This window comes from uncultured Clostridium sp., from assembly GCF_934754915.1.
In the GTDB taxonomy this organism is placed as follows: Bacteria; Bacillota; Clostridia; order Clostridiales; family Clostridiaceae; genus Clostridium.
Genome location: NZ_CAKVKB010000085.1, coordinates 1 through 15,818, shown reverse-complemented (window position 1 = coordinate 15,818; position 15,818 = coordinate 1). Strand labels below are relative to the sequence as shown.

Below are 15,818 nucleotides of genomic sequence, written 5' to 3'. Positions count from 1 at the left end.
TGAGTAGTTTTAGATTTATCTATTACCAAAACAGATACAATGAAAAAGGAATAAAACATAAGATTTTATAATTTTTTTATAGATTTTTATAAGTTTTTAGTAACGGTCTGCCTAATGATAATATGGTTGACTATTTTATTGATTTTGTGGAGAATCAGCCTGAAAATACATGGCTTCACTTTCACTGCAAAGCTGGTGCCGGCAGGACTACAACCTTTATGATAATGAAATATATTCTGATTCTAGATGATGAAGCTTTCTATAAGAAAGACTTATGGGCTAAATACACTTGTAATTCTAATATAGATGCATTACTTTATCTAAATTATGATAAAAATATGCTTATTGAACATATTAATCATAGAGTAGATTCTGGATACACTAATATTAATGATCCTAATTCCTATACATTTGTATATGTTCATGTATGTAGCAATACTATGGATAATGTCAATGATGTTGTAAACAGATTAAATAATAATTCAAAAGTAAGAATTGTATCTCCAGATACTTTTATAAAATTAATAATAAACAATGTACCACATGTTGATACTTAAACTTTAACCCAGTTTATTATTTGATGTTTTTTATTTTGTAAAGCATAAATCAATAATCTATTTTTAGCTTTAACATTTAACATTAATATGCATAAATGTAGTTTGTATCACAATTTGATTTATTGTATAATAAATTTTATTAATATTGTAATTAGTAACTTTAGAAAGGATTTTGACTTATGAATTATGAAATTAACGACAAACTATATTTTGTTTCAGATTATATGGAAGGAGCTCATCCGCTAATTTTAGAAAACTTAGCAAAAACAAACTTATACAAGACACCAGGATATGGAACAGATTCTTTTTGTGAATCTGCAAGACAGAAAATAAGAGAAGCATGTGAAGCTCCAGAAGCTGATGTATATTTTTTAGTTGGTGGTACACAGACAAATGCAACAGTAATTGATTCCATTTTGAGACAATATCAAGGTGTAATCGCAGCTGATACTGGTCATATAAATGCCCATGAAGCTGGTGCAATTGAATTTACTGGACGCAAAGTACTTACACTGCCTAGCTGCTTAGGAAAAATATCAGCACATGACATAGAAAAGGCTATTCTTGGATATAAAGAAGATGATAATCGTGATCATATGATTATGCCTGGAATGGTTTATATTTCACAGCCCACTGAATATGGAACACTTTACACTTATAACGAATTAGAAGAAATAAGTAATATCTGTCATAAAAATGGTTTATCCCTATATTTAGATGGTGCAAGACTAGCTTATGCATTAGGATGCCCTGAAAATGATGTTACACTTAAAGATATAAGCAGATTATGTGATGCTTTTTATATTGGAGGCACAAAATGCGGTACTCTTTTTGGTGAAGCTGTTGTTATTCCTAAAAAAGACTATATTCCTCATTTCTTTACACTTATAAAACAACATGGTGCATTATTAGCAAAAGGAAGATTACTAGGAATACAATTTGATACATTATTTACAGATGATTTATACTATGATATAGGTAAAGATGCAATAAAATTTGCAAATAAGATAAAAAATGCTTTAATAGAAAAAGGATATAAACTTTATTTAGATAACCCAACAAATCAGATTTTTGTGATTTTAGAAAACACAAAAATGCAGAAATTATCCGAAAAAGTTGAATTCAGTTTCTGGGAAAAATATGATGAAACACATACTGTTATACGTTTTGTTACAAGCTGGGCTACTAAAGAAGAAGATGTTAATGCACTTATAAATATATTATAAAGATACATAATACTGCAAAGCACACAATTTATTTATAATCAGCTGTTTAAACTGCATTATAAATAAATTGTGTGCTTATTAATTTGCTTACTATATTTTATTATAGTTTTTAAAACTATTCTCCTAAGCTATTAAGCCATTTTTGAACATCCTCCTTAGAAGCACTGCTTCCAAATCTTTGTCCTCCAGCTATATTTATGTCTGTATAATTCTTTTTTAAATCGTTTATGCTTTGTTCAATATCACTGCTTCCTGATGTGCAGAAAGTGTATATTGTTTTTCCATTCATATTATGATTATCTAAAAAAGTATTAATTATACGTGGTGCAGTTCCCCACCAGATAGGATAACCAATATATAGTGTTGTACAATTATCTACTGCACTAAGATCATTGCTGATAGCTGGACGTGCTGACTCATCTTTCATTTCTTTGTTGGCACGGCAGTCATCATTATTATAATTCAAATCATCTGATGAATAGACATTTTCTGGTACAATCTCATAGCAAGGAACATTTAATATTTGTGATATATTGTCTGCAACTTTCGCAGTTGTACCTGTAGCCGAAAAATAAACTACTGCAGTGCTGGAATCATCAGCCTTAGGTTTTACTGCTTCTGCTGTATTTGATTCATTTGTCTGCAGCTTACTTTCTGTTTTTTGTTCCTGACATCCTACTAACGCAAATACTACCAACACAATAGACATAAAAAAAGTTAAATATTTTTTCATATTAACAGCCCCTTTCAAAAATATTTATACATTTAATAATCTTTTTACTTCTGCAAATGTAATTTCATAGATTGTCATATATATATAATTTATACCCGCCTGTTTCATTGCTTCCCTCTGCTTATCCGTTACCACAGTATATGGATAGATTCCAAACATAAATGGAAAGAAAGAAAAAATAAAATTCTGCTTTTCCTTCTCATTCATATCAAGACAAAATTTATCAAGACACTTTCTTACTGCCTCCATAGAATTTCCATATGCAACTTTAAATTCTACAAGGCACTCCATCCTGCTGTTTTCTTCCATATCATAATGATTCATTGACAGAAGCTTTAAGAGATTTTTCCTTCTTTCCACAGAATGAGATAATACCTCAGCAAATTCAGCTTTTGTCGTCAAATCATTATCATTACATATAGAATTTAAATCTTCTATCCACAATTCATATTCTCTCTGCAGCAATGCCAGAAAAATTTCTTCTTTTGTTTGAAAATAATTATATATGGAAGTACGGGTAAAAGATGTTGCATTTCCAATCTCTTTAATTGTAATTTCTTTAAAACTCATTTAAAAATCATTAAAATCATTATTGCCAGCAGATCTAATTCATAAAAAATTGCTGGTTCTTCATAATCCCAAAGAACAAAGTGCATTTTCAATGTTATATAAGATATAAAATTTCTTTTAAATAATGCATAAACTCCATACATTGGTATTATTTTAGCGATGCCTTTTAATATAAATATCTGTATCTTGCTTTTATTTGCAATACGAAATGCTTTACAGAACATTCCTTTAATCATTCCATAATGCAATCCTATATGAAATCCCATCAATAAAAATCCTGTATAACTTGAAAACATATGCAGATTCATTGCAAATGACTGGCTCATGTTTAAATCAAGAAATTTAAATACGTATCTCGACATCCTCATGCCACTTATCATAACAGCAATCATATCTGAAAGAAGAAGTATATCTGCTATTACCATAATACTTCTCTGTAAGAAATATTTTCCTTTTCCAAGCGCTAAATACCATCTATAATTCATGATGTTATGCAGAAGAAATAGCACAAGCATAGCTGCACCTATAACCTCATGATTTTTCTGTTCTGTAAACTGAAAAGACATAAGCAGAAATAATAATATGCTCATTGAAATATCAATTACCATTTTTATGGTCGATTTAAAATTCATATACTGCCTCTTTAAAAATCTAACATATACATCTTTTTATTGTATATTATTAATGAATACGCATATTATTTATCATTCTGATATTGGTTTATGGTATGACATTTGTAAAACTAAAATGCCAGATTCTATGTTCCTTATTCAAAAAGAAGTAAGTGCATTAAACGAATTGAGAAGAACTTCTGCTCTGCCTTCTTTTGCAACAAATTTGACCAGTTCAAAAAATAATAGCGAAAATCGTATTCTCATTCCCTTAACTGACCCTGAAGTGAATATTACTTTCTATATTAATTATAAAAAATCATATGAAAAACAATTTAAAGCAATTCTTAATTCTTTAACAATATAACATTTTTGTTAATCCATACAAATGCGAAATATCTGACTCCCTAAAATGTAAATCTTACTATCTCTTAAAAATATACACACATCTTCATCGTTTGATAATAAAGAAAAAATGAACTGCCTCTGTCTATTTGACATTAAGCAGTTCATTTTTAATATATAAACTTTATTCATATGCGGATATTTTAATATGAATTACCCTCTCCACACTCCATCATTATCTATTTTATATCCATCAATTATAGTATTAATAGCCATTGAACCATCAGAATTTAAATAATACCATTTTCCATCAATGTCTTTATACCACCCTGTGTTCATGCTTCCTGAATCACTTAAATGATACCATTTTCCATTAGTATCTTTATACCATCCAGTATTCATATTTCCTGAATTGCTTAAATGATACCATTTTCCATCAGTATCCTTGTGCCACCCTGTAACCATGCTTCCTGAATTAGTATCAAGATAATACCATTTGCTGTCTTCATCCTTATACCATCCAGTAATCATATCACCTGTATTTCTATCAAGCATATACCACTTTCCGGCATTTTCATCTTTATGCCATCCTTTAACATAATCTCCATCTGATGAAATAACCTTCCAATTTTCTCCTTGTTTATCCCAAGTAGTCCCTTGATTTGATGTCTGAGGCATACTTTCAGTAATACTGCTGCTATTTCCAGCAGATGATACATCTTCCTTATTTATATTTGAAGATAAACTCTCATTCTTTGAAGAAGATGAATTTTCGTCATTTGATGAAGATGAGTTATTATTATTTTTTGAAGATGAGCTTCCACTGCTTCCTGAAGATGAAGTACTCTTTTTCTTTAGTCCACTTACTGCTTTCTTTAAATTCTTTAATGCTGAATCTACTTCTTCTTGTTTCGAATTATTATCATTAATTATATCTTTAGCTTTTCTCAATGCTTTTTCATATGCAGTAAAAGTTGTCTTTGTGAATTTATTTTTATTATAATCTCTGTCAACGCACTTATTATAATAGCTTATAAGCTCTTCTTTATCCACTGTATTATTTCCTGGCTTTTCCTCTTCCTCTGGATTCTGTTCCGGTTTATCTGGTGTACTTTCTCCTCCTGGATTCTCCTCTGGCTTATCTGGTGTACTTCCTCCTCCTGGATTCTCTTCTGGGTTCCCTGGTGTACTTCCTCCTCCTGGATTTTCTTCTGGTTTATCTGGTTTGTTTTCTCCTCCTGGATTTTCCTCTGGCTTATCTGGTTTGTTCTCTCCTCCTGGATTCTCCTCTGGCTTATCTGGTTTGTTCTCTCCTCCTGGATTCTCCTCTGGCTTATCTGGTGTACTTCCTCCTCCTGAGTTTTCCTTAACTATAATCTCATCACTAAAAACTGCTCCATCATAATTTCCAGCTTCAACTTTAACTTTAACCCTTTTCCCTATATATTCTTCTTTAATTTCAAATTCGCTGTCTTCACTGACCTTTTTTATTGCATCACCAACATACCATGTATATTTTAAATTTTCAGCATCTTGCTGCAATTTAGATGTATCTGCTCTTAATGTTCCTCCAGATACAGCTTCTCCTATAATTTCAATAGTACCTGATAATTCTTCCTGTTCTTTCATTACATATATAGTTTTTGATATTTTTTCTCCAGTACCTATATGCATAATTGTAAGTGTCATTTTTCCAATAATATTATCTGGATTATTTACAACAATATCTACCTGGTTAGGTTCATCCAATTCAGAACCAGCTTTTTCATCATTAAACATAATCTCTAAATCCATATCTTCTTCTGATGAAGAATCATCTATGATTTCTCCATTAGCAAGTTCAACAGAACATGAAAAATTACTAAATAGATCAATCTGAGTAGGTTTATATTTATTTCCATCTGAATCAAAAAGTTCAAATTTATATGAATACTCACTTCTAAAGCTAGGATTTATTATTTTATAATCTCCATCAAGTAATTTAAATGAACCAAAATTATCTAATGAAGAAATAGATTCTATAGTCCACAAAACACTGTTTTCATTATATGACTTATTTAACTCATATTTTGTTGTGTATTGAGAACCATCAATTGAGAATTCACCTGTTGAATCTTTATCTGCAATTATATAATTATGTCCATCCTTAAATACTTTCATATTTTCTACACCATTACTGTTTAATCTTGTAAGGCCAGAAACTCTTCCATTAATATGAAGTGTCTGATCAGTATCTAATATAACACCACCTCCTTCCTGAGGATCACTTATATTGTCTACACCTGCAAAATTTCCATTAATAGTTGGATCTGAATTCATATATCTAAAATCAATTACAGAACCTTTATTTAAAGTAACATTTTCAGCTTCAAATTCACCATTTTGTGGCAATGTTATTCTTGAATTCTTTTCCAAAATCAAATTATTTACATTGTTAATATTCATAGTAATATCATTGATAAGGCTTTTATTTGAAAAATTTACAACAACATTACCATTTAATTTTCCAATTATTCCTCCTGTATGTATTTTTTTATCTATTACTTCACCATATTTTCCATCAATATTAATTTCAACATCCATATTCCTGTCTTCCCAGTAGTCCCCTGCAAATATTCCAGAAAATTTAGTTTCTCCATTAGGATTTTTTATATTAATTATTGATTTTTTTCCTAAATCATTGCTGTCCTTGTATGCTCCCCCACTTATAAATGGTCTTAAATCACTTTGAGCAGCATTTTCACCAAGTTTTGTATCTACATTATCTAATGTCAATTCATGTCCCGCCACATAAATAGTGCTTCCTAAAGAATTTACCTGTCCGAGCATTCTGCTTTCTTTATCATCTGCACTTTTTCCTAAGATAACTTCAGTTACCATTTCCAATTTCATATCTTTAAATGTCACATCTGCTTCAAGCTGTATTGGTGCTCTTAAATTCAGACTGCTGTTTGAATCCACTCCTTCAATAGTTATGTTTTTATCTATTTTTAGTGGTAAGGCTGAACCATCACTATGTTGTTCATATTTTGTATATTGAACTGTATCTACCAGTTTTAAAACTTGTCCATCTTTTATGTTTTTTAAAGCTGTACGTATATTGTTATATGGATTGTCTCTGCTTCCATTACCTGAATTAATATCTCCTTCTCCATCTCTTAAATATATTATTTGGTTTTCCACACTATTTCTGCTTTCAATAGGATTATTTAAATTTTTGTTTTCAACAGCATATACAGGTGCTGCAATACTCACATTGCTTACAGCAATCACCCCTAATAAAGCTGCTATTTTAATATCATTTCTCATATTTATCCCTCTACTTTCATAATATTTTATTTTTTCTTTTTTATCGACATTTTTTTCACTTACTTTAGGGGTAATTTTGTATTTTTACTTAAAAATGGCTGTATCAAATAAATTTAATTTTGATACAGCCATCTATTTAAATATTTCTTATTTTCTAATTATATTGTGTATAAACAATCTTCTATAAATTCATATTCCTGCTTTCTTTTCTTCTTACATGAGTTAAAATATCAGCTTCTCTTGTTGGAATAGGAATATGACTATCTTTTTTTATTAATTTATTCACTATCTTCATACAAGTGTCTAAGTCTATATAATTGCCTGCAGATATAAAGATAGGCTTTACATTTTTATGTGTCCTCAACACTCGTCCATATACCTCATTTTTAATAAAAATATCAGAATATGAACCTTCAACATTTTCAGGCATTATAAAATCTTGATTGTCTATTTTATAATAGCTTTTTGCTACTCCTAATGTAGGCTTTTTCAAAAAAAACGAAGCATGAGTATCTCACTGAAAGATAGATTTATAACATTATATTTATTTAAATATTCTAAATAACTGTCACTCTTACTTATATCAAGCTTATCAAAAACATCTTTTGAATCATGATTTTTTGTATAATATGATCCAATCATATTTATTATGGATGACTTTCCAAAACGTCTTGGTTTTGTTATACAGATATATTTATCAGAAGTCTCCACAATATTATTTATTTTTTCTATTATATTAGACTTATCTACAAAATATTTAGATCTTACTAACTGATTATAATTTTCGAGTGCTGTATTGGTATTTAAATATAAGTTCACTGTTTCACCTGCTTTTATACGTTAATTATACACACTTATCTATTTTTTATTCAATAAATATATTACAATAATGCGATCACATAATAATCGATCCCTCGACATGGTTTTTAAATCAGATTCACATTATATTTCTTAAGTTCATTAACAATAATATTCTCAGGTGTATCTTCTGTTATTACTGAATCAATTTCAGATAACTTTCCAAAATTATATACTGCATCAATATAAAATCTCTGATTCAGCAGTAAAAGATAACATTCTTTTGAAATGTCCATAATTGCTCTTTTGGTATTAGCATCTTCATCAATTGATGTGCTTAAGTTTCCAGTCTGAAGATTTATGCCTCCACACCCAATAAATGCTTTGTTGCAATGATAATCTCTTATTGTATTTATAGAATGAGAACCAATAGTCCCTCCAACTATAGAATTATAGCTGCCACCAATATATATTATATTTACATTATTTGTACATTCTATTATGGATGACATTACAATCATATTAGTTATTATTGTAACTTTTTTATCCTGTGCAGCAATTAGTTTAGCAATGCAGTAACTTATACTTGATGCATCAAGAAAAATTGAATGTGAAGAATACTCTTACTTAAAATCAGATTTTAAGTCTCAGAGAGCTTTTTATAAAGATATTGGTATATCTATGAGATATATAAAAGATGATTTTGATATTGAAAATCTTGATGTATGTAAAATTGAAATGCATTGTTTAGATAATGAAGCTTATAATTTCTGCAGAACTTTAGAAGATGATAATTTCAGATATACATATTTTGATGAATTTAAATTATTTGAATTATATTCCCGTAAAGATACAAAAGCATCAGGAATACATAGAATTCTAGAACATTTTAATATTTATATAGAAAACAGTTTTGCTTTTGGTGACAGTCATAATGACATTGAAATGCTTAATACTGTAGGATGCGGTATTGTCATGGGGAATGCTTTAGATGAAATTAAAGACCATGGTGATAAAGTCACTAAATCTGTATCTGAAGATGGAGTTTCATATGGAATTGAAAATTATATATTAGTTTAAATCATTATTTTAATTCATATTCAGATTTATGCAGGAAATATTGCAAATGTGAACTAAGTTCATATTTGCAATTTATATTAAAATTAATCATGTTCCCTTGCACTTTAATTAACAGGTAAACTTCTATAATTGATAATGATACATTTTTAATCATTTTATATTTTTAACATTCCACTTTATAAATAAAATTAATTTTAAATTTATTAATGCCGTTATCATTAAGATGATTCCCAGAGGTATTCCACACTCAATTATCTGTCCAAATAAAAGCTGTCCTGGAGCAACACTTACGGTTGCTACTGCTGTTGAAAATGCCGATACACTTCCAAGCCTATTTTCTGGTATTTCTTTTTGTATAAATGTCAATGTGAGTACATTTGATAATGATAATGACAGCATAATTGCCATACCTGAAAATGCAAATAACCCTGCCAGAACATAATTATTTATATTCAGGAATCCTATGACTGTCATAAAAGTCATACCTGCTATCATAGGAAAATATGTATAGTGTACTTTTTTAATAGAAAACTTATCTGGTTTTACACTTATCCATAAACCTCCAATTATCATTCCTAACACACACACTGCTTCTACTATTCCATAAATATGGGATGGAAGTCCAAGCAGTACATTTATAAAATACGGTGCAACTATAGATAAAATCGGTACTAAGAAAATATTACATAATGCATACGAAACTATTATTCCTAAAACGACCTTATTTTTCTCCCTTAAATAAGTAAAAGTATGCTTCATATCTATAAAAGATTTTTTCACAAAATCTGCTGTAAATACTTTGTTATCATTAATTTCATCTGAAACTGATCCTTTTATATCAGGAATATCAAGAAACAATTCCATTATTGCTGATATTAAGAAACTTACTGCATTGATAATTACTATAAACTTTATTCCAATAAGTCCGTAAAGAACTCCTGCAATTATTGGCCCAGCAAAATTAACTATTGAATTTACCTGGTTTATTACTCCATTTGCAGATGTAAGTTTGTCTTCTTCTATTATCTGCGGAATAGAAGAAGTTACTGCCGGACCATATAATGTGTAGCATATTGATAATATAAACATTACAGTTCCGACAATAAAAACATTATCCATTCTATTAAATAAAATAATAGTATAACATACTATTACTATTGTACAAATAAAATCAAGATATACCATTATCTTTTTTCTGTTTACTTTATCACATAATCTCCCAGCAATAGGAGCTGCAACAATATAAGGTATAGTTGATATTGCAAGTATATTAGCAAAAGCTGATGTACTGCCTGTAAATTCAAGTAAGTATAGTGACATGCTGAACCTTTGAATAGAATTTCCAAAGAGTGATATTATCTGACCAAGTACAATTATTATAAAGTTCTTGTTTCTCATGACATCTCCCTTGAAAGTTCATATTCCATGCATATTGGATATCTGCCATCTTCACTATGTACAAGAGATGCATCTATTCCATATATAGTTCTAAGGGTTTCCTTGTTTATTACATCCAGTGGTCTTCCTTCGCAGATTACTTTTCCCTTTTTAAGTCCTACTATATTATCTGCAAATCTGCATGCATTATTAAGTTCATGAAGAACTATTACTACAGTTATATTTTTTTCTTTATTAAGTTTTTCAAGCACTTCTAATACTTCAAGCTGATAAGACATATCAAGGTAAGTAGTAGGCTCATCCAACATTATTATTTCTGTTTCCTGGGCCAGAGTCATTGCTATCCATGCTCTTTGTCTCTGACCTCCAGATAGATTTTCAACTTCCTTGTCTTTAAATTCACTAAGACCTGTTTCTTCTATTGCCCAGTCTATAACATCTTTATCATGACTGTTAAGACCTCCTATCATTTTTTGATGTGGGAATCTTCCATAAGCTACAAGTTCTCTTACAGTAAGACCACTTGGACATACAGGTCCTTGTGGAAGAAAGGCTACTTCCTTTGCAATATCTTTTTCTTTTATATTCTTGATATTTTTATTATTTATGAAAATATCCCCTGTCTTAGGTTTATTTATTCTTGATATAGTTTTAAGAAGAGTAGATTTACCGCATCCATTTGCTCCAATTATTATTGTGATTTTTCCCTTTGGTATACTTAAATCCATATTCTCAATTATACTATTATTTTCATATGATACGCTTAAGTTTTTTACACTGATAGCTTCCATCAATTATTTCTCCTTCATCATTAAATAAATAAAATATGGTACTCCAAATATTGATACTGTTATTCCAACTGGAATTTCAATTGGTGAAAATAAGTTTCTTGAAACTGCATCTGCAATAAGAATTATTATTACGCTTATCATTGCAGATACAGGTATAAATTTCTTATGATATGGTCCCACTAATTTTCTAGCAATATGAGGAGATAGAAGCCCTAAAAATCCGATATTTCCTGCAAATGCTGTTGCAGTTCCTGCAAGTAACACTGCTAAACTTAAAAATTTCTTTCGTTCTTTTTCAATATTAAGACCTAAAGATAATGCAAGTTCATCTGAAAGATTTAAAACATCAAGCTTTTTATGATTTAATAAAACTATACCAAATAATATAGTTACTATTGGTATTATAACTTTTGCATAACTTGCACCTGATCCCCACAGACTACCTGATGTCCATATAAGAACTCTGTTATAATCTCCAACTCCTCCTCTGAAAGTAAAGAATGTTATAAATGCATTAAGTCCTGCATTTAAGCCTATCCCTATTAAAAGAAGCCTCTTAGGTCTTATTCCACCTCTGCTTGACATCATATATATTATGAATGACGAAACTGCTGCTCCCATAACAGCCATTATTGGTAGAACAAAGATAGACAGGCTGCCTAGTTCAGTATAATATGTTCCAGTAGAGTAAGTGATGAATAATACCGCTGCCACTGCTGCTCCTGCATTTATTCCTATTATTCCTGTATCAGCAAGATCATTTTTAGTTATAGTCTGCAATATTGCACCTGCAGTTGAAAGAGCAACTCCTACAAAAGCTCCAACTAAAAGCCTTGGAAGTCTTATGCTTAATATTGCTGTATTCTGAAGTTTAGTTCCATTTCCAAGAAAAGTGTTTATAACTTCTATTGGTGTAACCTTGTATGTACCCCAGCAAAGTGTGACTCCAAAGGAGATAATTAATAAAGTAATTAAAACTGCTAAAACTACGCTGAATCTTTTTTTCTTCATTATCCTCTCTCCTTTCTTGCTACTGAAATGAAGAATGGAATTCCTATCAATGCAGTGAATACACCAATTGGAGTTTCATAAGGATTGAATATCATCCTTGCACAAATATCTGCATAAGTCAGAAGAACTGCACCAAGCAGAAATGAACATGGTATATTCCTTCTATAATCTTCACCTAATATCTTTCTGACAATCTGAGGTACTATAAGCCCTACAAATGCTATATTCTTACCAACTGCAACTGCTGCTGCACTCATTGGTATAATAACCATAAGTGTCATGAATCTTATCTTTTCTGGATTTTCACCTAGACCAATAGCAACATCATCTCCAAGATTTAAAATATTAATCTTTGGTGATAATAAAACAGCTATTATCATCCCTATGACTCCTACAATTAATACAAGCTTAAAATCTGCCCATGTAGCATTTCTAAATCCACCTGACACCCAGAACCCTATCATTTGTGATTGATTTGATAAAAGTCCTATTATAGTAGTGAGTGAAATAAAAAATGTGCTCATAGCTGTTCCTGCTAAAAGTATCTTTGCAATAGAATTATTGTTTGCTTTTTTCGATATAAACATTAAAACAATTATTCCTGTTATAGATGCACCTATCAATGATGCTATCATTACATTTGTAGTGGTAACTGAAATTCCCAGTGCATAAAAAATAGCAATTACCAATGTTGCTCCCTGGCTTACTCCAAGTATTGATGGCTCTGCTATTGGATTTCTTGTAACTCCCTGAATCATTGCACCTGTTACTCCTAGTATTCCTCCTGTAAGAAGTACAGCAAGTACTCTTGGAATACGTACATCTCTGACAAGCATAAGTTCTAAAGTATCATTATAATTGAATATGCTGTTAAAGATGTCAGAAAAACTAATAGGAACGGATCCCAGACGTACAGCCAGAACCATTCCTATTACTAGAAGTAACAAACTACAACTTACAAATATTGTTGTTGTATATTTCTTACTTTGTTTCATTTAACATATCACCTATTTCATCTACTAATAATTGTCTTCCAATAAGACTATATCCTTGGTTAAAGTATGGTGATGAATTTAATACTACAACTTTTCCTTCTTTAACTGCTGGAAGGCTATTCCATATAGCATTCTTTTCTAATTGAGCAAGATCTTCAGCTGTTGCTATTAAGAAAATATAATCTGTTTTTATTGAAGCAAGACCTTCATAAGTTACAACAGGAAGGCTTATATCACTCTGCTCTGGCATTCCTTCTGGTTTTGCAAGTTTCATATCATCATATAATACACTTCCAAACCCTGCTCCATCAAAGATAAAGAATTGTCCGCCGCTTGCTAAGAATGAAAGATAACTTGTATCTTCACCATATTCTTCTTTTATTTTTTCTCCAGCTATCTTTGATTTTTCTTCATAATCTTTTAACCATTGATTAGCTGCATCTTCTCTATTGAATATTTCTGCAAAAGCTCTGATATCATCTTTCCAGTTTAAAGCTTCTAATTGAATCATAACTGTAGGAGCTATTTCGCTTAATTGATCATACATTTTTTCTTGAACTGTTGATATAACTATTAAGTCTGGTTTTAAATTCATAACAGCTTCTACATCCATAGTATCCTGCATACTGTACCCTAAAATTTCTGCACCCTTCAAAGTATCTTCTAAATATGAAGGGAATTTAGTGTAGTCATAGGCATCACTGTTTGCTGTACCTATTACTTTATAACCTAATATAGATAAAATATCACTATTACCACTTAAATCAACTATTCTTTGAGGATTCTTCGGTATTTCAACTTCACCTCTTACATCTGTAACTTTTACAGTATCTTCTGATGATTTATTGTTATCTGAATTTCCTGATTTGCTGCATCCTGCAAACATCAAAACTGCTACACAAGACACTGCTAATATTTTAAGTAATCTTTTTTTCATATGTTTTACCTCCTTAAGCAATAGATTATTTCTACTGCTGTTTTCTACTCACCAAATTGTATATGAGAGTCATTATCATTTCAATATATGCACCTAATTTAATAATTTTATCATCTATAAGGATAATTTATGTTATGATATATTAGGATTAAAATTGAATTTATAATTTATCTTATATATGAAAAACAATAAAGAAATCTTACAAAAATTCTATCCTTTATTAGAATATGTATTGTTTAGGTTTATTTTATCCATTATGAATTAAATAATTCTATAAATAAGTTTCACCTAAAGATATTATTTCAATTGATTTGGATAAAATATTAATTGTGAATATTTTATAAAGCATAAAATAATAGTCAAAGAAATTTTACAAAGATTTCATCATCCATTGCAAATTGTAAGAAAGGTTACACAAATGATATCTAGAACACCAGAAGAATTTCAAAATAAAGTTTTAAAAGAAATTACTTTTTCACCATTTGAAAAAGATAATTATACTATATATAAAAATGATAATAGACCAGATCTTGGTTACTTCCTTAGATATAGAAGAAAAGGTTACTATGATTTTGGAGTAGGAGATTACACAATACCTACTGATTTCTCCATGGTATTTAATCATGAGCAAGAGTTAATGCGTTTTGGCACTGTATATAGTGGAAAAACTGAATTCAAAATTGAAAATAATCCTGTTTCTTCTTTTAGTCCTTCTTCTTTTTTTGTAGTTGAAAAAGAATTAAAAGGTAAACAAGTTTGGAAAAAAGGTCAGCATTTTCATGGTGCAGAAATAACCATTTATAAAAAATATTTTGATGATATAATAAAACCCGCTTTTCCAGATATAATAGGCTTTGATAATTTTATTAATAATTATACTTATCATTATCTGCCTCTTGAAGTAATATCAATTATTCAAAAATTAAGGAGCATGGCTGAATCACGTATGCTTACTCCGTTATATCTTGAAAGCAAAATTATAGAATGTATTTCTGTTCTTTATGATGAAATATCTTCTTCTCCACAGAATGCATTTACCAATCAGATAAATTATGGTGAAATTAAAATAGGAAAAGACAGATATCTTACTTTGAGCTTTTCAGATATTCAGGCTCTCCAAAAAGCTTATGATATATTAACAAAAGAAGCATTGAATCCCCCAACTATAAAAAGTCTGAGTAAAATGGTCTTTTTAAATGAACAGAAATTAAAGGCTGGATTTATGTTTAAATATCATATGTCTATAAGTGAATATACTAATTCCATCAGGATGGGAATGGCTGAAAATTTATTATCTACAACTGAATTAAGCATTGATGAAATTTCAAAAGAGATTGGATATAATTACAGCAGCAATTTTGTAAAAATGTTTAAAAAAGTCCATGGAAAAACTCCTTTGGCTTTTAGAAAAGCCAAAGGATAATTTCCTTATCCTAACTTTTGCATCTTTACTATAT

General features: G+C 29.8%; 14 protein-coding genes and 2 pseudogenes. 4 read left to right on the top strand and 12 right to left on the bottom strand.

All coding sequences use genetic code 11. The features are described from left to right. Positions 1-107: 107 nt before the first annotated feature. Complete coding sequence (locus tag Q0F58_RS12725; protein ID WP_294377154.1) at positions 108-557, top strand: hypothetical protein; 450 nt, start codon at positions 108-110, stop codon at positions 555-557. Positions 558-736: 179 nt separating this feature from the next. Continuing rightward, a complete protein-coding gene (locus tag Q0F58_RS12720; protein ID WP_294377145.1) occupies positions 737-1,783 on the top strand; it encodes a low specificity L-threonine aldolase in 1,047 nt (348 codons plus the stop codon). Positions 1,784-1,898: 115 nt separating this feature from the next. On the opposite strand, the gene Q0F58_RS12715 is transcribed toward Q0F58_RS12720, so the two are convergent. From Q0F58_RS12715 to Q0F58_RS12685, 7 genes and pseudogenes are all read right to left on the bottom strand, one after another. Beyond that, positions 1,899-2,516 carry a flavodoxin gene (locus tag Q0F58_RS12715; RefSeq protein WP_294377143.1) on the bottom strand — a complete coding sequence of 206 codons (618 nt, stop codon included), beginning with the start codon at positions 2,514-2,516 and terminating at the stop codon, positions 1,899-1,901. Positions 2,517-2,540: 24 nt separating this feature from the next. Further along, the gene (locus Q0F58_RS12710) at positions 2,541-3,086 is read right to left on the bottom strand and encodes a TetR family transcriptional regulator (RefSeq protein ID WP_294377140.1); all 546 of its coding nucleotides are present in this window, start codon (positions 3,084-3,086) and stop codon (positions 2,541-2,543) included. Then, complete coding sequence (locus Q0F58_RS12705; RefSeq protein WP_294377135.1) at positions 3,083-3,718, bottom strand: DUF4405 domain-containing protein; 636 nt, start codon at positions 3,716-3,718, stop codon at positions 3,083-3,085. Before Q0F58_RS12705 ends, Q0F58_RS12710 begins: the two co-directional genes overlap by 4 nt. A 537-nt stretch (positions 3,719-4,255) precedes the next feature. Beyond that, positions 4,256-7,351, bottom strand: a complete 3,096-nt coding sequence (locus Q0F58_RS12700) for a hypothetical protein (protein WP_294377132.1) — start codon at positions 7,349-7,351, stop codon at positions 4,256-4,258. Between the two features lie 181 nt (positions 7,352-7,532). After that, positions 7,533-7,906: pseudogene (locus Q0F58_RS12695) on the bottom strand (endonuclease V); the annotation flags it as partial. Positions 7,907-7,921: 15 nt separating this feature from the next. After that, positions 7,922-8,170, bottom strand: a pseudogene (locus Q0F58_RS12690) (AAA family ATPase); the annotation flags it as partial. Positions 8,171-8,277: 107 nt separating this feature from the next. Continuing rightward, on the bottom strand, positions 8,278-8,709 hold the full coding sequence (locus Q0F58_RS12685; protein ID WP_294377151.1) for a hypothetical protein: 432 nt from the start codon (positions 8,707-8,709) through the stop codon (positions 8,278-8,280). 22 nt (positions 8,710-8,731) lie between these two features. Here Q0F58_RS12685 and Q0F58_RS12680 point away from each other — a divergent pair, with 22 nt between their 5' ends. Next, positions 8,732-9,229 carry an HAD family hydrolase gene (locus tag Q0F58_RS12680; RefSeq protein ID WP_367118183.1) on the top strand — a complete coding sequence of 166 codons (498 nt, stop codon included), beginning with the start codon at positions 8,732-8,734 and terminating at the stop codon, positions 9,227-9,229. 150 nt (positions 9,230-9,379) lie between these two features. Here Q0F58_RS12680 and Q0F58_RS12675 read toward each other — a convergent pair whose 3' ends face one another. Genes Q0F58_RS12675 through Q0F58_RS12655 form a run of 5 tightly spaced genes read right to left on the bottom strand, consistent with a single transcriptional unit; the run spans position 9,380 to position 14,361 of the window. Continuing rightward, positions 9,380-10,627, bottom strand: coding sequence for an MFS transporter (locus Q0F58_RS12675; RefSeq protein WP_294377129.1), 1,248 nt, complete (start codon positions 10,625-10,627; stop codon positions 9,380-9,382). Then, a complete protein-coding gene (locus tag Q0F58_RS12670; RefSeq protein ID WP_294377126.1) occupies positions 10,624-11,418 on the bottom strand; it encodes an ABC transporter ATP-binding protein in 795 nt (264 codons plus the stop codon). The genes Q0F58_RS12675 and Q0F58_RS12670 overlap by 4 nt, the downstream gene beginning before the upstream one ends. Positions 11,419-11,421: 3 nt before the next feature. Beyond that, a complete protein-coding gene (locus Q0F58_RS12665; protein ID WP_294377124.1) occupies positions 11,422-12,429 on the bottom strand; it encodes an iron ABC transporter permease in 1,008 nt (335 codons plus the stop codon). Next, positions 12,429-13,424, bottom strand: coding sequence for an iron ABC transporter permease (locus tag Q0F58_RS12660; protein ID WP_294377122.1), 996 nt, complete (start codon positions 13,422-13,424; stop codon positions 12,429-12,431). The genes Q0F58_RS12665 and Q0F58_RS12660 overlap by 1 nt, the downstream gene beginning before the upstream one ends. Further along, a complete protein-coding gene (locus tag Q0F58_RS12655; RefSeq protein ID WP_294377119.1) occupies positions 13,411-14,361 on the bottom strand; it encodes an iron-hydroxamate ABC transporter substrate-binding protein in 951 nt (316 codons plus the stop codon). The genes Q0F58_RS12660 and Q0F58_RS12655 overlap by 14 nt, the downstream gene beginning before the upstream one ends. Positions 14,362-14,779: 418 nt before the next feature. Between Q0F58_RS12655 and Q0F58_RS12650 the strand changes: the two genes are divergently transcribed. Then, positions 14,780-15,784 carry an AraC family transcriptional regulator gene (locus Q0F58_RS12650; RefSeq protein ID WP_294377117.1) on the top strand — a complete coding sequence of 335 codons (1,005 nt, stop codon included), beginning with the start codon at positions 14,780-14,782 and terminating at the stop codon, positions 15,782-15,784. Positions 15,785-15,818: the final 34 nt, after the last annotated feature.